The sequence below is a fragment of the Streptomyces sp. NPDC031445 genome (assembly GCF_055581365.1).
The window spans coordinates 214,051-237,246 of record NZ_JBVIJO010000014.1; the positions used below are offsets into that span (position 1 = coordinate 214,051).

Annotated in this window: 20 protein-coding genes and 6 pseudogenes; 15 read left to right on the forward strand and 11 right to left on the reverse strand. The window is 70.9% G+C overall.

All coding sequences use genetic code 11. The annotated features are described in order from the left end of the window. Positions 1-237 precede the first annotated feature (237 nt). Complete coding sequence (locus tag ACZ5DC_RS32010) at positions 238-636, forward strand: hypothetical protein (RefSeq protein ID WP_468658481.1); 399 nt, start codon at positions 238-240, stop codon at positions 634-636. A 202-nt stretch (positions 637-838) separates the two neighbouring features. Here the strand turns inward: ACZ5DC_RS32010 and ACZ5DC_RS32015 are convergent, their stop codons facing one another. Both ACZ5DC_RS32015 and ACZ5DC_RS32020 read right to left on the reverse strand, forming a co-directional pair. After that, positions 839-1,030, reverse strand: a complete 192-nt coding sequence (locus ACZ5DC_RS32015) for a hypothetical protein (protein WP_468658483.1) — start codon at positions 1,028-1,030, stop codon at positions 839-841. 262 nt (positions 1,031-1,292) lie between these two features. Continuing rightward, the gene (locus ACZ5DC_RS32020) at positions 1,293-2,198 is read right to left on the reverse strand and encodes a LysR family transcriptional regulator (protein ID WP_468658681.1); all 906 of its coding nucleotides are present in this window, start codon (positions 2,196-2,198) and stop codon (positions 1,293-1,295) included. Positions 2,199-2,344: 146 nt separating this feature from the next. On the opposite strand from ACZ5DC_RS32020, the gene ACZ5DC_RS32025 reads away from it, so the two are divergent. The 6 genes and pseudogenes from ACZ5DC_RS32025 to ACZ5DC_RS32050 all read left to right on the forward strand — a co-directional run bounded on the left by ACZ5DC_RS32025 (position 2,345) and on the right by ACZ5DC_RS32050 (position 10,133). After that, positions 2,345-3,463 carry a PrpF domain-containing protein gene (locus ACZ5DC_RS32025; protein ID WP_468658485.1) on the forward strand — a complete coding sequence of 373 codons (1,119 nt, stop codon included), beginning with the start codon at positions 2,345-2,347 and terminating at the stop codon, positions 3,461-3,463. After that, positions 3,460-4,857 (forward strand): C4-dicarboxylate transporter DctA, encoded by a 1,398-nt coding sequence (gene dctA, locus ACZ5DC_RS32030; RefSeq protein ID WP_468658487.1) that lies wholly within the window; start codon positions 3,460-3,462, stop codon positions 4,855-4,857. The genes ACZ5DC_RS32025 and dctA overlap by 4 nt, the downstream gene beginning before the upstream one ends. A 445-nt stretch (positions 4,858-5,302) precedes the next feature. Continuing rightward, positions 5,303-5,581 (forward strand): annotated as a pseudogene (locus ACZ5DC_RS32035) (SDR family NAD(P)-dependent oxidoreductase); the annotation flags it as partial. A gap of 360 nt (positions 5,582-5,941) precedes the next feature. After that, positions 5,942-8,158 (forward strand): MMPL family transporter, encoded by a 2,217-nt coding sequence (locus tag ACZ5DC_RS32040; RefSeq protein ID WP_468658489.1) that lies wholly within the window; start codon positions 5,942-5,944, stop codon positions 8,156-8,158. A gap of 92 nt (positions 8,159-8,250) precedes the next feature. Then, a complete protein-coding gene (locus ACZ5DC_RS32045) occupies positions 8,251-9,459 on the forward strand; it encodes a sensor histidine kinase (protein ID WP_468658491.1) in 1,209 nt (402 codons plus the stop codon). Next, the gene (locus ACZ5DC_RS32050; RefSeq protein WP_468658493.1) at positions 9,456-10,133 is read left to right on the forward strand and encodes a response regulator; all 678 of its coding nucleotides are present in this window, start codon (positions 9,456-9,458) and stop codon (positions 10,131-10,133) included. The genes ACZ5DC_RS32045 and ACZ5DC_RS32050 overlap by 4 nt, the downstream gene beginning before the upstream one ends. Before the next feature lie 272 nt (positions 10,134-10,405). Here the strand turns inward: ACZ5DC_RS32050 and ACZ5DC_RS32055 are convergent, their stop codons facing one another. Then, complete coding sequence (locus ACZ5DC_RS32055; RefSeq protein WP_468658683.1) at positions 10,406-11,380, reverse strand: DNA polymerase Y family protein; 975 nt, start codon at positions 11,378-11,380, stop codon at positions 10,406-10,408. A 210-nt stretch (positions 11,381-11,590) separates the two neighbouring features. On the opposite strand from ACZ5DC_RS32055, the gene ACZ5DC_RS32060 reads away from it, so the two are divergent. Beyond that, positions 11,591-11,851 carry a DUF6233 domain-containing protein gene (locus ACZ5DC_RS32060; RefSeq protein WP_468658684.1) on the forward strand — a complete coding sequence of 87 codons (261 nt, stop codon included), beginning with the start codon at positions 11,591-11,593 and terminating at the stop codon, positions 11,849-11,851. On the opposite strand, the pseudogene ACZ5DC_RS32065 reads toward ACZ5DC_RS32060, so the two are convergent. Continuing rightward, positions 11,800-11,937 (reverse strand): annotated as a pseudogene (locus ACZ5DC_RS32065) (DUF6417 family protein); the annotation flags it as partial. The gene ACZ5DC_RS32060 and the pseudogene ACZ5DC_RS32065 overlap by 52 nt on opposite strands. Before the next feature lie 419 nt (positions 11,938-12,356). Continuing rightward, positions 12,357-12,834 (reverse strand): annotated as a pseudogene (locus tag ACZ5DC_RS32070) (ATP-binding protein). 160 nt (positions 12,835-12,994) lie between these two features. On the opposite strand from ACZ5DC_RS32070, the gene ACZ5DC_RS32075 reads away from it, so the two are divergent. Next, on the forward strand, positions 12,995-13,372 hold the full coding sequence (locus ACZ5DC_RS32075) for an STAS domain-containing protein (protein WP_468658495.1): 378 nt from the start codon (positions 12,995-12,997) through the stop codon (positions 13,370-13,372). A 42-nt stretch (positions 13,373-13,414) separates the two neighbouring features. Beyond that, positions 13,415-14,215, forward strand: a complete 801-nt coding sequence (locus ACZ5DC_RS32080) for a nucleotidyltransferase domain-containing protein (protein ID WP_468658497.1) — start codon at positions 13,415-13,417, stop codon at positions 14,213-14,215. Between the two features lie 147 nt (positions 14,216-14,362). Here the strand turns inward: ACZ5DC_RS32080 and ACZ5DC_RS32085 are convergent, their stop codons facing one another. The 4 genes from ACZ5DC_RS32085 to ACZ5DC_RS32100 all read right to left on the reverse strand — a co-directional run bounded on the left by ACZ5DC_RS32085 (position 14,363) and on the right by ACZ5DC_RS32100 (position 17,315). Further along, positions 14,363-14,896: a VOC family protein gene (locus tag ACZ5DC_RS32085; RefSeq protein WP_468658499.1), complete on the reverse strand. Its 534-nt coding sequence runs from the start codon at positions 14,894-14,896 to the stop codon at positions 14,363-14,365. A 343-nt stretch (positions 14,897-15,239) separates the two neighbouring features. After that, positions 15,240-15,362 (reverse strand): hypothetical protein, encoded by a 123-nt coding sequence (locus ACZ5DC_RS32090; RefSeq protein WP_468658501.1) that lies wholly within the window; start codon positions 15,360-15,362, stop codon positions 15,240-15,242. Between the two features lie 929 nt (positions 15,363-16,291). Continuing rightward, positions 16,292-16,489: a hypothetical protein gene (locus tag ACZ5DC_RS32095; RefSeq protein ID WP_468658503.1), complete on the reverse strand. Its 198-nt coding sequence runs from the start codon at positions 16,487-16,489 to the stop codon at positions 16,292-16,294. A gap of 265 nt (positions 16,490-16,754) precedes the next feature. Beyond that, positions 16,755-17,315, reverse strand: coding sequence for a hypothetical protein (locus ACZ5DC_RS32100; protein WP_468658505.1), 561 nt, complete (start codon positions 17,313-17,315; stop codon positions 16,755-16,757). A gap of 421 nt (positions 17,316-17,736) precedes the next feature. On the opposite strand from ACZ5DC_RS32100, the pseudogene ACZ5DC_RS32105 reads away from it, so the two are divergent. The 3 genes and pseudogenes from ACZ5DC_RS32105 to ACZ5DC_RS32115 all read left to right on the forward strand — a co-directional run. Further along, positions 17,737-17,880: pseudogene (locus tag ACZ5DC_RS32105) on the forward strand (alpha/beta hydrolase); the annotation flags it as partial. Positions 17,881-17,991: 111 nt separating this feature from the next. Further along, positions 17,992-18,819, forward strand: a complete 828-nt coding sequence (locus ACZ5DC_RS32110) for a GNAT family N-acetyltransferase (protein ID WP_468658507.1) — start codon at positions 17,992-17,994, stop codon at positions 18,817-18,819. A 108-nt stretch (positions 18,820-18,927) separates the two neighbouring features. Beyond that, positions 18,928-19,164: a hypothetical protein gene (locus tag ACZ5DC_RS32115; RefSeq protein WP_468658509.1), complete on the forward strand. Its 237-nt coding sequence runs from the start codon at positions 18,928-18,930 to the stop codon at positions 19,162-19,164. 422 nt (positions 19,165-19,586) lie between these two features. Here ACZ5DC_RS32115 and ACZ5DC_RS32120 read toward each other — a convergent pair. Further along, positions 19,587-19,769 (reverse strand): annotated as a pseudogene (locus tag ACZ5DC_RS32120) (histidine kinase); the annotation flags it as partial. 573 nt (positions 19,770-20,342) lie between these two features. Here ACZ5DC_RS32120 and ACZ5DC_RS32125 point away from each other — a divergent pair. After that, positions 20,343-21,353 carry an aldo/keto reductase gene (locus tag ACZ5DC_RS32125; RefSeq protein WP_468658511.1) on the forward strand — a complete coding sequence of 337 codons (1,011 nt, stop codon included), beginning with the start codon at positions 20,343-20,345 and terminating at the stop codon, positions 21,351-21,353. A gap of 75 nt (positions 21,354-21,428) precedes the next feature. Further along, positions 21,429-21,633, forward strand: a pseudogene (locus ACZ5DC_RS32130) (IS5/IS1182 family transposase); the annotation flags it as partial. Between the two features lie 576 nt (positions 21,634-22,209). Here ACZ5DC_RS32130 and ACZ5DC_RS32135 read toward each other — a convergent pair. Beyond that, positions 22,210-23,175: an alpha/beta hydrolase gene (locus tag ACZ5DC_RS32135; RefSeq protein ID WP_468658513.1), complete on the reverse strand. Its 966-nt coding sequence runs from the start codon at positions 23,173-23,175 to the stop codon at positions 22,210-22,212. Positions 23,176-23,196 lie beyond the last annotated feature (21 nt).

Sequence of the window (23,196 nt, forward strand, 5' to 3'; positions counted from 1 at the left end):
GTTGGGCGGGGCCGCCGACGCGGGGCCCCGACCCAGGCGTGGACGCCGCCGCCGGTGTAGCCGTCCTCCCCGCCGACGCGGGGTGCTCCGGCGTGGTAGGCGTCCTGCATTGCGCGGACCTTCAACGCAGGACTGCCGAGCGCCCGTAGATGTCCGCGGCCCATGCCATGATCCGCCCCATGAGTGACCGTTCGCAGTTCGCTCTCGCCCGCCTGGCTGGCCTCGTGGACCAGCAGGGTGTCGGAGACCCTGAAGGCGATGACAGCGGAGTTCGAGCGCTGGCACGGCTTTCCCCCGGGAGCCAATGAGGTCCGGCTGGCAGACCACGCCGACCAGGCCGCGGCTCGCACGCTCGCCCAGGTCGGCATCGTCCCTGCCGACCTGGTCACCTTTTACGACTGCATCGGCGACGTCACCTGGGCGGACGTCGGCAACGGCTACTTCATCGACCCGGCGGGTGATGTCCTTCTACGGTTCAAACAGCTCGGCGCTATGGATGTCGGCGCGGACCAGAAGGCCGGCGGCGGTCATCGGCTCGAACGGCGGCGGCCTGTCTTATGTTGGCAGCCCTGGCGGAGTGATCTACCGGACGCGAACGGCGTCGCTGGACGAACCCGAGTTCGAGCGGGTGGCTGATGGCCTGCGGCAGTTCCTCGGGCTGCTGGAGCGATCTCTGACACGGTTCGTCGCCAACGGCGAGCCGGGATGCCTGTAGCTGTGCCTCAGCACTTCATTGTGTCAGCCGGTGTTGGACACGGGTCGGCCCGCGGCAGCGTGCGTGCACGGTACGGCCCCTCCCCGCCACGAGCGCACCATGCGCCTGGAGCGGCCCGGCCGCTCAGGGCCCTGGGTGGGCGGTGGCGGCCTTCAGCCTCCAGCCACTGCCGCTGCAGGCCTCGTGCAGTGGCGGGAAGCGGTGCCCCTTCACGTCAGTGCTGTACCCGTGCCCCTGGCCGCAGTCGCATTCGTAGATCCCTGACTGCGGGACGATCTCACCGGGGTGGTGAACCTTCTCGTTGCTCTCGCTCATGACGTCAGTGTCCGCAGCGGCTCTCTCGGCGAGTCCCTTCGCCCGTCGAACCGCGCCCGAAGGCACCCAAACGGCGGCCGGCCGCGGGGGAAGGCATCGACGGTGACCTGGAGCCTGCCCGAGCCCATGCCGACCGTTGCCGTGGACAGGACCTGACGTGCCTGCCGGGTGGGCCGCAGAGCCGAAGTGGGACGGATTCCGGGCGCTCGTCTCCGTCGAAGCGGGAGGGGTGGTGCTTGTGTTCGGTGGTGCGGTGCCGGTGTCAGGGTGTTCGGGCCGCGGCGGTGTCGCGGAGGAGTCCGGCGAAGGTCTGGGCGGCGGGGGTGAGCGAGTGGTCGGCCATGCGCACCAGGAGAATGCGGCGGACAGGGGCCGGCGGCTGGAGGGGCAGGATGCTGACGCCGGGGCGGATGCCCTCCAGGGCCAGGGTGGGGGCGAGGGCGACGCCGATGCCGGCGGCGACCATGGCCTGGGCTTCCTGGTAGTCGTGGGCCTCGTAGGCGATGTGGGGCTCGAAGCCGGCGGCACGGCAGCCGCGGACGAGGGCTTCGGCCACCGGGTGACGGTCGGCGCGGGTGATCCAGGGGTCGTCTTTGAAGTCGGCGAGTGAGGCGGCGTCACGCTCGGCGAGTGGATGGTGGTCGCTGACGAGAAGGGCCGGCGGATCGTCGAGGAGTGGGGTGACGACGATGTCCTCCCGGCTGATTCGGTTCCAGTCGTAGTCCCACATCAGCGACATCTCGATCTCCCGGTTCTCCAGCATGGTCCAGAGTCCGGCGATGCGGGCGCTGCGGACGGTCAGCCGTACGTCGGGGTGGGCGTCCCGGAAGGCGATCACGGCCTGCGGGAGGAGCGAGGCGCCGACGGTGGGGAAGGTGCCGATGCGCAGTGTGCCCGCGCGCAGGCCGGCGAAGTCGGCGAGTTCGTTTTCCGCGGCCCGCAGTTCGCGTTCGATCCGCTGCCCCCGTCCGGCCAGCGCCCGTCCGGCTTCGGTGAGGGTGACACCCCGGGCGTGGCGTTCCAGCAGGGGCTGGCCTGCCTCCGCTTCCAGGCGGCTGATCTGCTGCGATACCGCTGACGGTGTGTAGTTGAGGGCGCGGGCCGTCGCGGTCACCGAGCCGCGCCGGGCGACCTCTGTGAACAGCAGGATGCGCCGGACGTCGAGCATGCCGCAGCCTCCAGCGTTCACTTGAGCTTAATAGCCGTGCAGATTTCCGAGATTGTACTTCACGTGGCCGTAACCCACCGTGGAGGACACCACGCACGGCGAGACCGTCGGTGGACTTCCCCTTCCCTGGCTGTGAGGAGTCAGTTGTGCTGCGTCTGCAGGGCGAGATGATCCGCGGAGGAACCAGCAAGTGCTGGATCTTCGACCACCGCGACGTGGCCGCCACCGGCGTGGACGTCGATGCCCTCCTGCTCGCCGCCTTCAACGCCGCCGACCCCCGTCAGATCGACGGCGTGGGCGGCGCTTCCTCCACCACCTCCAAGGCCGCCGTCGTACAGGCGTCCGACCGACCCGGTGTGGATGTCGAGTACGCCTTCGCACAGGTCGGCATCGGCGACGAGCGCGTGGAGTGGGCCAGCAACTGCGGCAACTGCGCCACCGCCGTGGCCCTGTACGCCGTCCACCACGATCTCGTGCCGATCGCGTCGGACACCACCACTGTCCGCATGCTCAACGTCAACACCGGGGCCCGCCTCACCGGCACGATCCCCACCCCCGCGGGCGTGGTCCCGGAGCAGGGCACGGCCGTGGTGCCGGGTACCTCGGCGCCGGGCGTGCCGGTCCTGCTCGGGTTTCAGGACCCGGCGGGCTCGACGACCGGCCACGCTCTGCCGACCGGGCGGGCAGTGGACGAGCTGACCGGCCCGGCCGGTCCTGTCGAGGCATCCCTGGTGGACGCCGGCGCGCCGGCCGCGCTGTTCGAGGCCAAGGCGTTCGGCCTCGACGGCACGGAAACCCCCACCGCGTTCGCCGCCGCCGTGCCCGCGCTGACCCTGCTGCGCCGCCAGGCAGCGCTGGCCATGGGCCTGGCCCGCGAGGGCGATCCGGTCAGCCACGCGGTACCGAAAGTGGGCGTCGTCGCCCGCCCCGCCCCCTATCGCACCACACAGGGCATGCTCGTCAACCAGGACGAGTACGACCTGGCCGTGCGCATGGTCTCCATGCACGCCCCGCACCCGGCGATCGGCCTGACCTCCGCCGTGGCCCTGGCCACGGCCGCCGCCACCCCCGGCACCCTCGCCCACCGCGTCGCCCGGCAGACCGCCGACGGCACGCTGCGCCTGGGCACCCCCGCCGGCGTGGTCACCACCCAAGCCGTCCCCGCACCGGACGGCGCGTCCCCCACGGTGCTGCTGCACCGCGCCGCCCGGCGTATCGCACGAGCCGAACTCCTCGTTCCCGTCCTGGAAGGACGCCCCGCATGAGCCGCAACGACGCTGCCCCGGGTACCGTCACCGCACCGCCGGGCCGCATCCGCCGGATGCTGTCCCACCTCTACGTCCAGTGCCTGATCGCCGTCCTCCTCGGCGCCGCCGTGGGCGGGCTGTGGCCGTCCGTCGGCGCTGACCTCAAGCCCCTCGGCGACGGCTTCATCGCGCTGGTGAAGATGTTCATCGCGCCGATCATCTTCTGCACGGTCGTCCACGGCATCGCCTCCATGGGCGACGCCCGCGCGGTCGGCCGCGTGAGCCTGAAGGCTCTGGTCTACTTCGAGGTGCTGACCAGCGTGGCCATGGTGCTCGGCCTGGTCGTCGTCAACGTCGTCAAGCCGGGCAGCGGTCTGCACATCGACCTCTCGACCCTGTCCGCCAAGGGCCTGCCGCCGGAGGCGACCACGGCCCACGAGGGCTTCGCCGAGTTTCTCCTCGCCATCGTCCCGGCCACGCTGGTCAGCGCCCTGACCGGCAACGAGATCCTGCCGGTGCTGCTGGTGTCGGTATTGTTCGGCTTCGGCCTGCACGCCAGCGGAGAGGCCGGCCTGGGCATCGCCCGGGGCATCGAGAAGGTCTCCACGGTCCTGTTCACGCTCATCCGGTGGATCATGCGGCTGGCCCCCATCGGCGCGTTCGGCTCCATGGCCTTCACCATCGGCAACTACGGCCTGGGCACCCTGCGCCACCTGGGCCTGCTGGTCGGCTCCTTCTGGCTGACCGCCCTCCTCTTCGTCCTGGTCGTCCTCGGGACCGTGATGCGCCTGAACGGACTGCGGCTGCTGCCCTTCCTGCGCTACATCAAGGAAGAGCTGCTGATCGTCCTGGGCACCTCGTCCACCGAGCCCGTACTGCCGCGCATGATGGCCAAGCTCCAGCACGCGGGCGCCTCGAAACCGGTCGTCGGGATCACGCTGCCCGCCGGGTACTCCTTCAACCTCGACGGCACCGCCATCTACCTGACCATGGGCTCGGTCTTCCTCGCCCAGGCCCTCGGCATCGACCTCAGCGTCACCCAGCAGCTGACCATGCTCGCCGTCATGCTGCTCACCTCCAAGGGCGCCGCAGGCGTCACCGGCTCCGGCTTCATCGCCCTGGCCGCCACCCTCAGCGCCGTCCCGCACGTCCCCGTCGCCGCCCTCGCGCTGATCTTCGGCATCGACCGGTTCATGTCCGAAGCCCGCGCCCTGACCAGCCTGGTCGGCAACGGCGTCGCCACCCTGGCCGTCGCCCGCTGGGAGGGCGAGCTGGACGAGGACCGCGCCAAGGCCGTCCTGCGCGGAGAGATCCCCTACGTCCCCAGCCCCGCTCCCTCCGCGGTGCCAGCCGAGCCCGATCCGAAGCAGACGCCCGCACCAACCCGCGACCCGGTGCCCGTCGCAAGCTGATCATTGCGTGGGCGGGCCGGCCCCGGCGCATCTGCTCCGGGGCCGGCCCGCCCACGTCTCAACAGGACGTCGTCGTCGCCGTCCGGGCTGATCAGGAACGTCTGGCCCTCCGGTACGCCCAGTCCTCCGACCGCTGGTCCAGGCCGGCGAACGCTGCGCTGAACTCCGGCGAGAGTGAGTACGGCGCCGGCGGGGGTGAGCCTGGTGACCAGCTGGCGAAGGACTTCGATCTCGGCTTTCCGGCGGGCGACGGTCTCCTTGAGCCGGGTGAGGGTTTCCGGCAGGCGTCTCTCCGTCTCGGGGGACCTGCCGGGTCGCGGTGCGTACGCGGTCGCTGCCGTGCAGGGCGGCCGGACGACCAGGAGCAGCAGCTCGGCCGCAGCGCCCGGAGCGAGGACGGCGAGCGAACCGAAAGTCGGACTCCGTCCTCGACCAGTCGGGGCGACTGGCCGTGGTCACCGGCGCCAACAGCGTCATCGGATACGTCACCGCTCGCGAACTCGCCCGCCGCGGCGCCGATATCGTCGTGGCATGCCGCGAGCGCGGGCGCGGGCAGGATGCCGTGGAGCGGCTGCGGACCGAAGTCCCCGGCGTCCGCGTCGAACTGCGGCTGCTCGACCTCGCCGAGTTGAAGTCGGTCCGCGGTTTCGCCGAGAGCTGGAGCCACAACCGGCTCGATCTCCTGGTCAACAACGCCGGCATCGCCATGGTGGAACGGGCTCGTGCCCGGGTCGAGGGGCTGCTGGCCGACCTCGCAGCCGACGACAGCTTCGGCTTCCCTCGCCCCTGATGGTGGGCCCACGCCGCCTGCGCTTCACCTGGCACTCCGGCCGTCGGCGGGCGGCCTGGACCCGGCCGGGCGACGGCGACTGACCCGGTGAGGGGACGGCTGACGCACCGCAGGCGGCGAAGGCCGTCCTCCTACCGACGTGGTAGACGGGGGCTCATCCTTGAGGATGAGGTCAGGGAACTGCTTTGGTGCCGGCGCACCAGGTGAGAGTGCGGGCGGTGGCACGATGCCCCGGCACCACTCTCCGGGCCAGGCTGGTGACTCACCCGAGACCAGACCTGGAGATCCGTTCCCGTGGCTTCTTTGCTCTATCGGCTGGGCCGTACCGCCTTCCGGCGGCGCTGGCTCGTGGCGTTGTTGTGGGCGGTGATCCTGGGCGGCGTCGGCTTCGGCGCCGTCAAGGCTCCGGCCGCCTCCGACGGCGGCACGTCCTTCATGCCCGGCATCGAGGCGCAGAAGGCGTTCGACCTGATCGGGGAGCGCTTTCCCGGCGCCTCCGCCAACGGCGCCAATGCGCGGATCGTGTTCGTCGCCCAGCACGGCGAGAAGGTGACCGCGGCTGACAACCGCGCCGCCATCGACGCTTTCGTCAAGGAGGCCGGCGGCGAGCCCCAGGTCTCCGGCGCCGTGAACCCCTTCACCGCGAAAGCGGTCAGCAGGGACGGCTCCACCGCCTACGCCACCGTCACCTACAAGGTCAGGGCCTCCGACCTCACCGACGCGGACAAGACCGCGCTGGAGAAGGCCATCGGCCAGGCCCGTGCCTCCGGCCTCACGGTCGAGGTCGGCGGTACGGCGCTCGCCGAACAGGCGGCGGCGGGCGGTTCGTCCGAGGCCATCGGGATCGCCCTCGCTGCCGTGGTCCTGCTGATCACTTTCGGCTCCTTGGCGGCCGCCGGGTTGCCCCTGCTGACGGCCGTCATCGGTGTCGGGACCAGCATGGCCGGCATCATGGTGCTGGGCAGCACGTTCGGCCTGACCGCGACGACGGGGACGCTCGCCTCGATGCTCGGACTGGCGGTCGGTATCGACTACGCCCTGTTCGTGGTCTCCCGATACCGGGAGGAGCGCGCCAACGGGCACGACCCGGGCGAGGCGGCCGGTCTGGCTGTCGGCACGGCCGGTTCCGCCGTCGTCTTCGCCGGCCTCACGGTCGTCATCGCGCTTGCCGGGCTGTCCGTGATCGGCGTGCCGTTGCTCACGAGGATGGGCCTGTGCGCGGCGGGCGCCGTCGCTGTCGCCGTACTGATCGCCCTCACCCTGGTCCCAGCCCTGCTCGGCATGTGGCCCCATGCCGTCCTCCCCCGTGCCACGCGCAAGCGTGGTCGATCGAAGCCGCAGACGGACAATGCCGGTTCGCGCTGGGCCCGCTTCGTCCTGCGCCGCCCCGTGACCGTGCTGGTGCTGTCCGTGGTGGGCCTCGGCGCCCTCGCCCTGCCCGCCGCGCACCTGGAGATGGGCATGCCGGGCGCCGAGTCCAAGCCGACTTCGTCCACCGAACGGCGTGCCTACGACGACCTCGCGCACGGCTTCGGCGCGGGCTTCAACGGACCGCTCACCGTCGTCGCCGACGCCAAGGGAGCCCACGACCCCAAGGGGGCGGTCGCGCGGATCACCAAGGAGATCACCAGCACCCGCGGCGTCGTGTCCGTTTCCGCCCCGCGTTTCAACCAGGCCGACGACACGGCCCTGTTCTCGGCGGTCCCGGCCACCGGCCCGAACGACGAGAAGACCAAGGACCTCATCCACACCATCCGAGCGGAACGCCCCGCCCTGGAGCGCGAAACCGGCGCGACCTTCAAGGTCACCGGCAGTACCGCCATGGACATCGACGTCGCCCAGGCCCTCCAGGACGCGCTCGTGCCCTACCTCGCCGTCATCGTCGGCCTGGCCCTCGTCCTGCTGCTGGTGGTCTTCCGCTCCGTGCTCGTCCCCGTCAAAGCCGCCTTCGGGTTCCTGCTCAGCGTGCTGGCCGCCCTCGGCTCCGTGGTCGCCGTCTTCCAGTGGGGCTGGGGCGCGAGTCTGCTCGGCGTGGAACAGCCCGGGCCGATCATGAGCCTGATGCCGATCTTCCTGGTGGGCATCGTCTTCGGCCTGGCGATGGACTACGAGGTGTTCCTCGTCGCCCGGATGCGGGAGGCGTACGTCCACGGCGACCGGGCCCCGCAGGCGGTCGTGACCGGCTTCCGGCACAGTGCTCGGGTCGTCGTCGCCGCGGCCGTCATCATGATCGCGGTGTTCTCCGGGTTCGTCAGCGCCCAGGAGTCGATGATCAAGACCATCGGGTTCGGACTCGCCGTCGCGGTGCTCTTCGACGCCTTCGTCGTCCGCATGGCGATGGTGCCCGCCGTCCTCGCCCTGCTCGGTGACCGGGCATGGTGGCTGCCCAAGTGGCTCGACAGACTTCTGCCCCGCGTCGATGTCGAGGGCTCCGAACTCACCACAGAGGCCCCCCGTGGCACCGGCCTGGTCGATCTCCGGCCGCTGCCGCAGGAACGCACCCGCGTCTGATGCCGGCATCACAGGTGGCGGCACCACATACCGAGGTGTCGTCACCGGTGGTGTGTGAGCATGACTTCCTGGACCACCCCTCTCGGAGCACGATGAACACGATCTGGCAGCGCTGGGCGGCGCCTCGTCCGAAGGCGGCCGAGGCCGCGGCACTGGTCCTGCTGACCGCGCTCACGCTCTCCGGTGTCGTGGTCACCTGGGCCGGGAGGTTCAGGCCACCCCTGTGGCCTGCACTCGCGCTGTCCGTCCTGGCCTGCGGCGCGGTGCACTGGCGCCGCACCCGGCCCCTGCCGGTACTGGCCGTCACCCTGTTGTGCACCGTGGCCCAGGGCACACTGGGCTATCTGCTGACGCCCCTCCTCATGGGGCCCGTTCTGACCGCGCAGTACTCCCTGAGCCTTCACAATCGGCGGCGCACCTCGTGGAACAGCGCGGTAGTGGTCGCCATCGCCATAGTGGCCACCGGCCTCCTCGACACCCGGCTCAACCGCTCTCCGGTCCTCTCCATCGTCAACCCCACGGCATGGGTACTGCTGTGCGCGGCTCTCGGCAGCTACGTCCGGGTGCGCCGCGAATACGCCGCCGCCCGCTCCGAGCACGCCGTCCGGGAGCGCGAGGAGGAGGCCCGGCACCGGGTGTTCCAGGAACGGATGCGCATCGCGCGGGAGTTGCACGACGTGGTCGCCCATCACCTCACTCTCGCCGACGCTCAGGCCGCCACCGCCGCCCACCTCGCCCGGACCCATCCCGACCAGGCGCTCGACATGATCGGCATGCTGCCCCAGACCACTTCCGCCGCACTACGGGAGCTCAAGGCCACCGTGGGTCTGCTGCGCCAGGACACCGACGGCCAGGCCGGTGACAACCTGGCCCCCGCCCCAGGGCTGCGGGACCTGCCCGACCTGGTCGACGCCTGCGCGGCGGCCGGCCTGGCGGTGACCGTCACCGTCGTCGGCGAGGCCGGCCGCCTGACCCCGGTGCTCGACCTGACGGCGTACCGGATCGTCCAGGAAGCCCTCACCAACGTCAGCAAGCACGCCGTCAGCCCGACCGCCCAGGTCCACCTCACCTACACCCCCCGCCACCTCACCCTGTCCATCACCAACGACACCGGCCCGAGCCGCCCGGCGCCTTCCGCCGCCCTGCACGGCGGCTTCGGTCTCATCAGCATGCGCGAGCGCGCCACCGCCGTGGGCGGCACCTTCCACGCCGGTCACCGCCCGCACGGCCGCTTCGAGGTCGCCTGCACGCTCCCGCTCGACAGCCGCGACGACAGTCCCGACGAAAGCCCCGCTCCATGACCATCCGAGTCCTGCTCGCCGACGACCAGGCGCTGCTGCGCGCCACCTTCCGCATCCTCATCGACTCGGTCGAAGACCTCACCGTGGTCGCCGAGGCCGCCGACGGACAGGAGGCAGTCGACCTCACCGCCGAGCACCGCCCCGACGTGGTCATCATGGACATCCGCATGCCGCACCTCGACGGGGTCGCCGCCACGGCAGCCATCTGCGCCCGGCCGGAACTCGCCGGGACCCACATCCTCGTCCTCACCACTTTCGAGAACGACGAGAACGTCGCCAAGGCCCTGCGCGCCGGCGCGAGCGGCTTCCTCGGCAAGGGCGTCAGCCCCGAGATCCTGCTGGCCGGCATCCGCACGGTCGCGGCCGGCGAAGCCCTCCTCTCACCCACCGCCACCCAAGCCCTCATCACCCGCTTCCTGGCCACCCCCGACACCGACGGCTTCGTCGCCCTCCCCGACGCCGTCAAGGCCCTGACCGACCGCGAACGCGAAGTGGTCGCCCTGGCCGCCCACGGCAAATCCAACGCCGAGATCGCCGACAAGCTGGTGGTGAGCCCGCTGACCGTACGCAGCCACATCCACCGCGCCATGACCAAACTGAACGCCCGCGACCGCGCGCAACTCGTCGTCATCGCGTACCAGAGCGGCCTGGTCAAACCGCATCCACACGGCTGATCCACCAGTTCCCGACCGACGAACCCGGCGAGACCACCAACCCGCTCGACGACTCCACCACGACAGCGGCTTCACTGACGCCATCGTGAAGCCTGACGCAGCTCGAGGGCGCCGAGGTGAGCGCCGGACATACTCCCTGTACTCGCCGGGCCAGCGACAGGACCACTCCCGCGCCCCTGCTCGCGGTGTCATCGCCCGTGCTGCACCGGCCGGCCGTCGGAGCCGAGCAACAGGTGGAAGAGCCCGGAGCCGCACATCCGTGACTGGGTCGGTCATGAGGCTCTGCGCAGGGACGCGACGGCGGCCGGCCCGATGGAGTCGGGGCCGAACTTGTCGCGGATGCGGTCCATGGCCTGCTCGGCGACCAGGCGCGACTCGCGGGCACCGTCCAGGCTGATCTGCGAGGCGACCTGGCCGGCGTCGATGAGGTCCTCGCCCTTCAGCACGATGCCGGTCAGGCGGGCGCGTTGCAGACCGGCGGCGTCCATCAGCTGGTAGGCGAGTGTGCGCAGGTCGTCCTCGTGGGCGGAGGGTGCGGGCAGGCGGCGGGTCTTCTCCCACGTGGTGCCGCCCGCGAAGCGCAGGGTCAGGGTGAGGGCGCGGGCGGCCTGGCCGCGGCGGCGGAGCTGGAGGCCGAGTTGGACGACGAGGTCGAGCAGGGCCGTCCGGACGACGGCGCCGTCCAGGGTGTGGTGGGTGAAGCGGTGGTGTACGGCGGCGGAGGCCGGCAGGTTCCTGGGGACGACGGGGCGGGGGTCGATGCCGCGGGCGCGGTCGGCGGCGAGCCGGCCGGCCTTCTTGCCCAGCAGGCGCTGCACGGTGGCCGGACAGACGGCGGCGAGCAGTCCTACCGAGTGGATGCCGTAGTCACGGAGCACGGCGGCCTGGCGGGGGCCGATCCCGTGCAGGGCCTCCACCGGCAGTGGGGCGAGCCATCCGGCGACCTCGTCGGGCGTGACGGCGAGGACGCCGCCGGGCCCGGTGATCTGGGCGGAGGCGGTGGCCGCGACGGTGATCGTGGGCCCGATGCCGACCCGGACGTCGACCCCGAGGCGCGAGATGGTCCGTATGCGCAGGACCTCGCCCAGGTGGGCCGTGTCGGTGCCGTGGTAGCGCAGGGCGCCCTTCAGCTCGACCAGGGCAGCCGACGGCGGCAGAGCCTGCACCACCGGGGAAAAGCCGGCCAGCAGCTCCAGCACGTGCCGGTAGATCTCCTCCGGCAGCCGGTCCGGGCAGCGCACATGCATCACCGTCGCCCGCACAGTCTCGACCTGCTTCCCGGTGTCGTTCACGGTGCTCACCTCCACGCCCCCACGTTATCGAACGTAAATTCGAACACGCGAGTGCAATGAAAGTGATCATGGAAGGAGAATCAAGAACACGTTCGATGACTTGCCGCCTGACCTGGAGCGGCTGCGCACTTTGCGGGTCGGTGTCGGAGGCGGCCGGCGGCCCGTGTGCTCCGCCGGGGAACCTGCTACACGGCGGGCGAACAGCACCGTCCCGTCGGCCCGGACGAGACCCGCCGGCTGCTGGCCGACGGCACCAGCGCGTGCAGCCACTCCCGCCCCGACACCGCTCTCGGCATCGTCGGCTTAACCGGCCACGGCCGGGCACGGGCAGCGATCTCCTTGACCCAGCGCCCGGCCTCCGGCGCACCGGCCCCGCCCTCGGTCGTGACGAGCCGCAGCCAGTTCAGCAGGTCGTGCGCCTCCTGAAGGGTGAGCAGCGGAAGTCGCTCGCTCGTTGTCTCCGTCGGCGCGAGGTCGATCTCGTCCGGGTAGAGGTTCTCGTAGCCGTCCACAGCCGTGGCAACGCCCGCACCCCACCCCGGTCACGGGCCCTGGCAACAGGAAACAGCCCCGGCCGGCGTGGCCGCCGGCCGGGGCTGAACCCGTGAAAAGTGTGATGGTGAAGGGCGGTCGCCTACGCGGCGAAAGGCAATGCGAGGCTTCAGCCGAACGATCGTCCTCGCATGCGATGGATGAGGCCCGGGGACACTGTTCCCTTCACCATCACGGCCGGTTCAACCACACCGGCCCGCCGGGCATTCCCGGTGCGGCAGGAGCATCACGTGCGAGCCGACACGCTCGCCGCAGAAAACCCCCACGCAGATGGGTTCAGCTCAGAACAGGGCGTCTGTATGCGCGGTCCCGGGAACCGCAGCCTTGGAGCGGCACGCTGCCGGCCCGCATCGCGCCTGAGGAGCAGGCTCCGGCCGCCTCACAACGGGCGGCGACCGGAGACGGCGCCGCCCGCGTCGTCGGCCAGGGCGAGGCGGGCGGTGATGCGTTTGCCGACCGGTTGGCGCTGCGCCTCGAACCCCTGGGCGACGGCCATGACGATCTCCAGGCCGTGCTGACCGACTCGGCCGGCGCCCGCGGCCCGGGAGATCGGCAGCACGGTGTCGGAGTCCCAACGGCGACTTCGACCGTGTCACCGGTGATCCGCAGGCCGAGCGGCACCGCGCAGGGGCCGTACTTGAGGGCGTTGGTGACCAGTTCGCTCACCACCAGTTGGGTGAGGTCCATGGGCGCTGGGAGACGGGCAGGCCGTGCTCGGCCTGGACCCGGGTGAGGAAGCCGGCGGCCAGATGGCGGGCGTGGGCGATGTCCTCGCCGTCTCCGACGAGCGCGGCACTGGCCTGTGTGACGGGCATGTCCCGCGCCGCGCCGTGTGGCAGCGCCGGATCTGATCCCATCACGGCCGCCATCGCTTCCCGCTCGATGCGTCTCGACGCGTTTACCCGCCTTGCCGCTGATCGCGCCATACCGTTCTGTCGGATCGGACACACATCGGTGCTGCTCGTACCATGCCGGGCGGCATGCACCCGAGGGTGTGCGTGTGCCAGGATCACCGGCATGTCTGATCCAGAGACGACGAGCCCCGAACCCGCTGGGCGGATCGGCCAGCTGTCGGTCGTGGCCGCCGCCACCGACGGCATCCGCGTGCTGACCCTGGCCGGAGAGATCGACCACCACACCGGCGACACCCTCCGCCAAGCCCTGGACACCTCCCCCACGCCCCGCCCCCGCGTCGTGGTCGACATGCGCCAGGTCACCTTCATGGACTCCAGCGGCATCAACATCCTCATCGCCGCCCACCACGCCCTCAGCGAGGCCGGCGGCTGGCTGCGCCTGGCCGCCGTCGGCGCATCCGTGATGCGCACCATCAGCCTCGTCGGCGTCGACGCGGTCATCGACTGCCGCGAAACCCTCCGCCAAGCCCTCATCGACTGACCGATCCCCGGCCCTCGGCATCGAGTACTCCATACTGGCGGGATGGACGCCAAGACCGAGCTGTTCCATGCCGTTCCTGCCGAGGTGCGGCCCTACCTGACGGAGCTCGTACGCCGCACGCGCGCGGTGTGCGGCTCCCGGCTGACCGGAGTGGTCGCGGTCGGTTCCCTCGCGCTCGGCGACTACCGGCACGGCCGCAGTGACATCGACGTCACGGTCGTCGTAGAGGGCCCGCCCGAGGCCGCGACCCTGCGGGAACTGGCCGATGCTCTCGATCACCGGCGGCTGCCGTGCCCGGCGGCGGGGCTGGAACTGGTCGTCTACGCGGCGGACTTCGCCCGTGTCCCGTCCGGGGAGGCCGGCTATTCGCTGGATCTCAACACTGGCGCTCAGCTGCCGGGACGGACCGCCTTCGACACGGCCGGGGGACCGTCGTTCTGGTACGTCATCGACCGCTCCGTGGCCCATCAGGACGGGATTGCGCTGTACGGGCCGCCCGCATCGGAGGTGATCGCGGCGCCCCGGCCGACGGACCTGTACACCGCGATCCGGGCCTCGGTGCGCGAGCACGGCGACGGTGAGGGGCATCTCGCCGACAACCGGGTCCTCAACGGCTGCCGCTCCGTGGTCTACTGCCGCACCGGGCGCTGGTTCGCCAAACGCGACGCGGCCGCGCAAGTCGCCGCCGCTGAGGAGGACTTCCGTCCGCTGATCGAGGCCGCGGTCCGCAGCTTCGAACGCCCTCGCGCCGCCGCGCTGCCCCTGCCCGGTCCGCAGGTCAGGGCGTTCCTCGGCTGGGTGCGAGCCCTCGTCGACGAGAACGCCGCGGCGGTCGGCGCCTGACAGGGCATTGTCGCGGTGGACGACCAGGAGGCCGCGGTATGCGTTGACGTCATGAGGCGCGCAGTTCCCGCGTACTCTCCGGGCCGGCCGCTTCGGGATATGGACGCCTCAGCCTTTCTGGCGCATGCCAACCCCGACATCGTGGATCTAGCTGGTTGTCCTGACGGGTGCACTGCTGCGCCCGTGGCGTCGACCGCTGAGCTCGGCGTCGAGTGTCTCCTGAGCCACGCGCATGGCCTCGGCGTATACGGGGTCCTGCAGCCGCTTCTCCATCTCGCCCTCGGAGACGTCCTCAACGCAGCTGACCACCCACCAGATATTGCCGAAGGGGTCCTTGACACGCCCTCCGCGCTGTCCGAAGGCGTCGTCGGCCAGGGAAGTGACGACATGGCCGCCGGCTGCGACGGCCTGTGAGAACGCCTCGTCCGCATCGGCGACAAACACGCGCAGCAGGCTCGGCATGGCGGGCCAGTCCGTGTGACGGTCAAAAGCCAACACGACGGTGTCGCCGACTCGGATCTCAGCGTGACCGATCAAGCCATCCTCGGTCGGCACCCGCCCGAGTTCCTCGCCCCCGAACGCCTGGGTGACGAAGTCGAGGAAGGCCCCCGTATCGTCGGTGACGACCCAGGGCGCAACGGTGGTGTAGCCCTCCGGCGCGGGGCTGGTCTGCTCGGGCATCGCGGTCCTTTCGCTGATGTCGGTTGCCAGCAGCGACGGTAGGCGTGAGATAGGCCAGCTTCTGTCCTAGACGGCGGTGAGCTTGGGGTGCAACCGGTACCACCTCACAACTGCTCGCGCTGCTCCAGACCCCGCCTTTGGCCCCTGCCCCCGTCAGCCGGAGGTTGGAAAACGCTCAGTGCCTCTTCGAGTCGCCGGTCGACGCGGAGCCGATCCAGCGTGGCGTCCTGCCCGCGCATCGCGGCACTGATCCAGTGGTTGCCGGCGCGGCTGGTCTCGGCGGCGGTCTGGTTGTTGATCAGCAGGTACAGGTTCGCGGTGTACGGTCACCGGCGGTGTACGGTCACCGGCGGCGCCTGTGCTCCAGCCAGTCCAGCAGCAGCTTGACGGAGCGATCGACCTGCTCGGGGACGAGCGGTTGCGGCACGGCCCACCGGGGCGCCGCACCGGTACGCCCGTTGAGCATCCGCACGGTGTGGCGGCTACCCGCCGCTCAGCTCGCCGTCGCGCGCATCACGCGAGGTGGGCCACCCCCGCATGAGGCGACCCACCCGGGAACGTGTGCGGGAAGGTGGAGGTGTGGCCGTCCTCGTGGGAGAGGGTCCAGCCGGGCGTCGGCCGCCGACCATCACGGCCGCCAGTACCGCCCGGCGGGCGGTGAACCTGGACCGCCACCGCCACCGCCACCGCCCCCGCCACCGCCACCGCAGCCACGCCGGCGACGGCGGTCAGACGACGGACGCGCTGAGGTCCCCCTTCAGGTGCGCACACTCAGCCGGACCTGCGGCGTTCAACCGCAGCCCAGCCGAGTGCGTTGCGCTGGTGCGCAGCGGCGCATCGCCCAGGCGCGCCACCCCACCGTGACGAGCGCACTCACCCGAAAGTGAGTAACAGCCCGGCCCGCCAATTGGCCCGCCGGACCGGTCGCCATACGCGGCGGCGACTCGTTCTGAAAAGGCGGCTGCGGCCCGTCGCGGGCTGTCCATCGCCCTGACGCTCCGCACCGCGACTTTTCCGCCTGCACCCCGGCCTCTGGGTGGCCCCCTGCGAGCTCTCACCCGTCCAGCGGGGTGTGGCCGTGGCGGAGTGTGTCTGCTGCGGCGGTCACCGGGCTTCTCCGTCGGCGCAGACCCGTTTGCCCCATCCGAGCTGGTCGGTTCCGGATCGCAGGGCGAGGCCTTCGACGAGAGCCAGGCCACGGCCGGTCTCGGCATCGTCATCCGCAGGGCGCGGCACGCGAGTCCGCACGGAACGGGCGGGACGTCAGCGCCGGTGCGAGCCTTGCAGCACGCGTGCGCCTGCCCTGCTGCCCGCGGGGGTGGGGCGGACCTGTGAGTGAAGTCTGAGGTCACCCGAGAGCCGTGCGCCCAGGCTTGCGAGCAGGTCGTATAGCCTTTAGGACATCTTCACCGGCCCGTATTCCATGATCACGTTGCAGGTGACCCGGGACAGGTCGACGGGCTCTTTGAGGCGGCCGTTCATCTCCCAGCAGGCCCGGTGCCCCAGCCAGGGCAGCGCAGGGGTCAGCCTGACGGCGAGGCCGTCCAGGACGTAGGTGTCGTCGCTCACGTCTTCCACCAAACGGATGCTCATCCCACTCCTCACCCGTTTGCGAGCCGGGAAAGCGCGCCCGGCAGACAGCCGCAGGCAGCGGACTGAGAACACACCGGCGGACACAAAACCGCAGGTGGAACGGCCAGGGAACGCAATGGGCGGCCGTGCGGACACCGGCTGCCGCTCCCCCGGCATCCGAAACCGGCAGGGCCGCAGGGGGGTGACCGCCACGCGCATGGGTCAAAATGGGACCCCGGCCCGATTCCGGCGGGCCGGGGCTCCACAGTGAGCGGTCGGCCGCGGCCTAGTACTCGTCGTGGTGACGCTTGGTCACCCGGAAGCTGGCCACCACACCCTTCTCGATGTCGATGCCCTCGGTGCAGCCCGGCTTCACGCCGTAGCTGGAGCTGTGCGGGCCGACGGTGGCGATGGGAGCACCGTTGTCACAGACGGCCCCGCGGAAGACCTCCACGGCCTTGCGGCTCTCGTTGCGGACGTTGAAAGTCTTCGCGCCCAGACCGCTGACCACCGTGATGCAGTCACCCGGACGGGCGGAGTACGACCGCTCGTTGATCTGGATACGGCCCTCGTCCTCGCCCCGCCCCTCGTTGTCCTCGTCCCTGTCGTTGTTGCCCCGGCCCTGGTTGCCACGGCCCTCGCCGCCCCGGCCCTCGTTGCCCTTGCTGTTGTTGCCCTCGTTGCCCCCGCCGTTGCCGTTGCCGTTGCCGCCGGTCACGGCGGCAACGGCGGCCGGGGCCTCCTGGGGTACGGAAGCGGAAGCGGCCGAGGCGTAGGTGATGCCGGTCGCGGCCAGGGCGGCGGCAGCCGACACCGCGGCGGTGACCACGGTCGAACGAAGCTTCATCTCACGATCTCCTGTCGCACAGAGAGACGCCGGCCCGTCGGCCGGCTCGTGAACGAACTTACCCACAACCGACATGACGGGCACAGCGGAAGATTGGGGACTCAGCTCCGAACAGGGTATTCTTCGGCCCTTCATCGCGAGCTGACAGTAAGTCACATAGGATGTCAAAAAAGAGGATTGACATATTATTAGGCTTTCCAGGTGACATTCTGACGCCCCCTCGCTCCCGTGACGACGGCGCGTCGCTGCGGACGCAATGAACGCAGCCGTGTTAAACGGGGCCGACCCTGTCGACGTGCCTCACAGCCCGACAGGAGAGCGCAGAGCACCCCGGCCCTCTTCCCACCCGGTGGGCCGCGGCCTTGCCCGGCGTCCCGTGTCACGGGACGCCACGCTGCGGCCGGCGGGCGTCGAAGGCGACGGCTTCCGTCGCTCCGGAGGCGCGGGCGGCTGTCCGGAGACCTTCGACGACGTCGCCCGGATCGTCGACACCCTTCCGCAGGGGCGGCCGTACGTCCTGCCGGGCCACTGCTCGGGCGGACACCTGGCCCTGAGGTGTGCCGCCGTCGCGCCCTCGGAAGGGCCGTTCGGCCCGCGCGGTGCCCGGTCGGCCCCTGGGCCACCGGGTCCCGCCGCCGGACGCTGAACGCGGGATCGTCCGGAGGGAGGGTTCGTGATGACCGGCATCCAGGAAGCCCCGGTGCATGCCCTGCTGGCGGAGGGAACCACGGTTCGCATCCGGCAGGCGGGTCCGGCAGATCGGCAGGCAGTGCAGCGGCTGTACGAGGAGATGTCCCCGCGAAACCGGCGGTTGCCGTTCTTCTCCGTCAGCCCGTCCTCCGCCCGACAGGCCGCCGACCGGGTGGCCAAGGGCGACCGCCCCGGCTACCCCGCGCTCGCGGCCGAGTGCGGTGGGCGGCTGGTGGGGCTGGCCGAGTACGAGGTGCTGCCGGACGGCGGCACGGCGGAGATCTCCGTGGCGGTGGCCGACGCCTGGCACCACCGTGGTGTGGGCACCCTCCTGCTGGAACACCTCGCGGACGCCCCACGTACGGCCGGCATCACCGCGTTCAGCGCCGACGCCCTGACCGAGAACGTACTGAAGGTCTTTCATGACTCGAGGCTGCGCGTCACCCGCCACTTCGACGGACCCGAGGTGCACTGTGCGGTCGAACTCACCGAGGAGGAGACCTACTTGAGCGCGGTCGACGCCCGGGGTCAGGTCGCCGACGTCATCAGCATGCAGCCGCTGCTCCGGCCCCGGACGGTCGCGGTGATCGGCGTGAGCCGCAGATCCAGGTCGGTCGGACGCGCGATCCTGCGGAACATCCACAACGGTTCCCACGCCGGGCGGCTGTTCACCGTGCACCCGCACGCCTGGCGGTCCGTCGCCGCCCTGCCGGACGCCACCTTCGCCGGACGGCACCCCGGGGCCGACCCCGACCATGACGCGGCAGGCCCTGTTCACCCAGGCCGGCGTCACCGCCACCCGCACGATCGGTGAACTCCTGGACACCGCCGCCCTCTTGCACGCCCAGCCGCTGCCGCACGGTAGGCGGGTCGTCGTCCTCAGCAACGCGAGCGGGCCGGCGTCCTGGCCGCCGACGCGTGCATGGACACCGGACGGATGATCCCGCCGCTCACCACCGGCCTGGCGGACGAACTTCTTTCCTTACTTCCGGGCCGCGCCACAGTGGCCGACCCCGTGGACGTCACGGCGACCGTCGGCGAGGAGCGACTACGACGGTGCATGAGTCTGGCCCGGGACGACGCCGTCGACGCCGTCCTGGTGAGCCTGGTGCCCACGCCGTCGCCACGGCCACCGGAGAAGACCTGGTGCAGGCTCTGATCTCGGTCCCGGGCCCGCTCGCCCGCTCCGTCGTCGCGGTGCTGCCCGCGCATGCGGCCCGTGTCGAATCGCTGCCGACAGCCGGCGGCGGCAGCGTGCCCGCGTACTCCGACGCCGAGGATGCCGCCCGCGCCCTGTCACGCGCCGCAGCCCGCGCCGACTGGCTCGCCCGGCCTCCGGGGACCGTGCCCGAGTTGCCGGACGTGGGGAGCGTTCGCGCGAGGGTTCTGGCCACCGCCTACTTGGCCGCCCATCCCGACGGCGGCCGGCTCGACCCCCAGACCACGACCGCGCTCCTGGACTGCTACGGCGTGCACAACACCGAGCGGCACACCTTCCACCTGGATCTGCAGAACGCTTCGGCGGGTCAAGGCGGCTCATCGGGACCTGGTCACCCGGTTCGGCGACCGGCTGACCGGCGTGCCGGTGGCGAAGAGCCGCTGGATGGCCAGGTCGTGCAGGTCCCGGGCGATCCGGTCGCGGTCCTGGAGCACGGCGATCTGTTCGGCGTCCTTTCGGCGCTCGGCCAGTTCCATGACGATGGCGGCCTGGGCGGCGAATCCGCCCAGCATGTCCGCCTCCTGCCCCGAGAACACCGGCCGGCCGCGCGGGACACCCGTGCACAAACGCCCGGGTGCCGAAAGCAGACGCCGTGTGTGAGGACGGCGCGCGGGATGCGGGGGACAAGCGCCGAGGGGCCGTCGCCGGGGTACAGGTGCAGGTTCCGCTAACCGTGGACCCGGGTCATGTACGCGCCGGCGGCCTCGATGATGTCGGCCCGTCACTGGTGTCCGAGATGGGCGTGCATGTGTTCTACGTCGCGTCCGAGTTGTTGGACCCTGTGACCAGCAACTTCCGTAAGAGCGCAGGCCTTTTTCCGGACTAAGAGAAGCCGCGGGTGGGGGCGCCGTCGCGAGCGCCGCGATACCGCCGCCTGGACCCGCGGAACCTCTTAGTTATCGAGCGATGCTCGGTGGTGGCGACGGACTCGCGAAGGCGGTGTGCCGTCGGGGGCTGAGTGGTGCCCCACTCGCTCGGCCGCGTATTGGCAGTTTGTTACTCGCCACTACTGGGTTCTCTGGTACGTCTGGCCGAAACGGTCGAGCCCTGACAGGGCGCGCAAGCCCCCCGCCTCCGAATTTGCGTTGGAGCGCACTTCACTTCCTAGGTTCGGAAGCATGCGATACATCAAACTCGGAACGACCGGACTGGAAGTCTCCGCCCTCACCCTCGGCTGCATGAGCTTCGGCGAGCCAGACCGGGGCGGCGAGCCCTGGTCGCTGGGCGCGGACGCCAGCCGGGACATCATCAAGCAGGCCCTCGAGGCCGGCGTCAACTTCCTTGACACGGCCAACGGGTACAGCGCCGGAAGCAGCGAGGAGATCGTCGGCCAGGCGGTCAAGGACTTCGCCCGACGCGAGGAGGTCGTTCTCTCCACCAAGGTCTGGATGCGGATGCGCCCCGGCCCGAACGGCGCCGGGCTGTCCCGCAAGACGATCTTCGCCGAGCTCGACGCCTCCCTGAAGCGACTGGGGACCGACTACATCGACCTGTACCAGATCCACCGCTGGGACTACGACACCCCGATCGAGGAAACCCTCGAGGCGCTGCACGACGCGGTCAAGTCCGGGAAGGTCCGCTACATCGGAGCCTCTTCCATGTACGCCTGGCAGTTCGCCAAGGCCCTGTACCTGGCTGACCTGAACGGCTGGACCCGGTTCGTGTCGATGCAGGACCACTACAACCTCATCCACCGAGAAGCAGAGAGGGAGATGTTCCCGCTCTGCGCCGACCAGGGCATCGGCGTGATCCCGTGGAGCCCGCTGGCGCGGGGCAGGCTGACGCGGGTCCGGGACACCGCCACGGCGCGTGCCGCAACAGACCCGGGCGGCAAGATCCTCTACCGCGACGGGGACCAGGCAGTGGCCGAGCGCGTCCACGAGATCGCGGGCAGGCGGGGTCTGTCCCCGGCCCAGGTCGCCCTGGCCTGGGTCATGCGCAACCCGGCGGTGACCTCGCCCATCGTCGGGGTCACCAAGCCGGCCCAGCTGGCCGACGCGGTCGCCGCGGTGGACGTCGAACTCGACGAAGACGAGGCCGCCTACTTGGAGGAGCCCTACCAGCCGCACGCCACCGCCTACCTGGAGGAGTCCTTCTACAAGTCGCGCCCTGTGGCGGGCTCCCGGTAGTCCGGGCTACCGCCGGGCCTTCGACGAGTCCTTGGCCCCGGCCTTCACAGCCCTGTGGTAGGCCCGGCGAAACACCGCACGCCCTACCGCGACCGGTGGGAGCGTCTCTCCGCAGGCCAACAGGCCGTCAGCCGCTCGCACGCGAAGATCCGGGATCCGGGCACTCGGCGAACAGGCCGTCGCCACCTTGAAATCCTGGCGTCTCCTGCGCAGACTGCGCTGTTCCACAACTCGGATCACCAGCCTCGTCCAAGCCGTCCTCACCCTGCACCCGACCAGCCGGCGGGTCGGTGAAGAGGGGCATGCCGAGGTCCACCAGTCGGGGTGGGCCGTCGGTAGAGGTTCGGTTTGGCGTGGGCCTCGGTGATGCGCTCGCGGAGGTTGAGGCGGGAGTAAAACTCGCCCCGGAAGCGTGACAAGCGCTCCAAGGCTTCTCGGCGTGTGTCGCGATGCAGCAGACTTGTCCCCACGGCCTCCGGTCTGAAGATGTGTGTTCCTTGGGCGGAGCACATGTTCAGACGAAGACGAAGGCCGCTTCCGTGTACGGCGGATACCGGACCGAGTGATCAAGTTCGACGACGACACCCTGTGGGGCACCAACCGCCGCGAGAAGGGCGCCGGGAACACTCTGGCCGCGCTGAAGGGGGCTTCTCACGACTCGAAGCGGTTGGCAGCGCAACTCGCCGAGCAGGGCGCCGTGCAGACGGGCCACACGCCGGCCCCCGGTCCAGTCCCGCAGCCAGCGCCGGGCCGTCACGCCGGAGCGGTCCACCGTCTCCGCGGGGACAGCACGCCAGGCGGCGCAGTGGCCCGGCCGCGCTTGCCACGGATCCGCGAAGACGGTGTATCCGTCAGCTCACCGGTTGAGGATGCGGCGTAGCCAGCGGACGCGGGCCTCGCGGGCGTCGCGGGCTACGGCGGTGTCGGATGCGATCTGGTCGGAGCCATGGAATCCGCCCGACCAGACGTGGAGTTCGGCGTCGCCCCCGGCTTGCCAGATGCGGGAGGCGTAGGTGATGTCCTCGTCGCGGTAGGTCTCGGCGGCACCGGCGTCGATGTAGGCCGGTGGCAGGCCGGACAGGTCGGTGGCGCGGGCGGGTGCCGCGTACGGCGGGACCCGGTCGGTGCCTCGGGCCTCGCCGAGCAGCGACGTCCAGCCGGCCTCGTTGGCGCGCCGGTCCCATACGCCGTGGCCGGCCATCTGCAGGGCGGAGGGGGTGTTGTTGCGGTCGTCGAGCATGGGGCACATGGCCAGTTGGCCGGCGAGGCGTGGTCCGCCCCGGTCGCGCGCCATGAGCGCGACGGCCGCGGTCAGCCCGCCCCCCGCGCTGCCGCCAGCCACCACGATCCGCTCCGGGTCACCGCCGACCTCCGCGGCGTGTCGTGCCACCCACACCAGGCCCGCGTAGCAGTCCTCGACGCCAGCCGGGTACGGATGCTCGGGGGCCAGACGGTAGTCGGCGGAGACCACGACGAGCCCGAGGGGTGCGGCCCACTCGCGCAGGATGCCGGGCAGGCCGGTGCGGCTGGTCCCGCTGATCATGCCGCCGCCGTGTAAGTGGTAGACGACGGGTGCGGCGTCGGACAGTCTCGCGGGGCGGGCGATCAGCAGCGGGACGTCCGGCGCTCCGTCGGGTCCCGGCACCGTACGCTCCACCACCTCGAAACTCCCGCCGTCGCGCAGTTCCTCCAGTGTGGGATCGGGGGCGGTCTCGGCGAGGTACGCGCGCCACCGCGGCACGTCCGCGGGTGACGACGGCTCGACGCCGCGCAGGTCGCCCAGCCCCTCCAGGACGGTTGCTGCTTCCGGGTCGAACGGCACGGGAGCGGGCCGGTCTTCCTG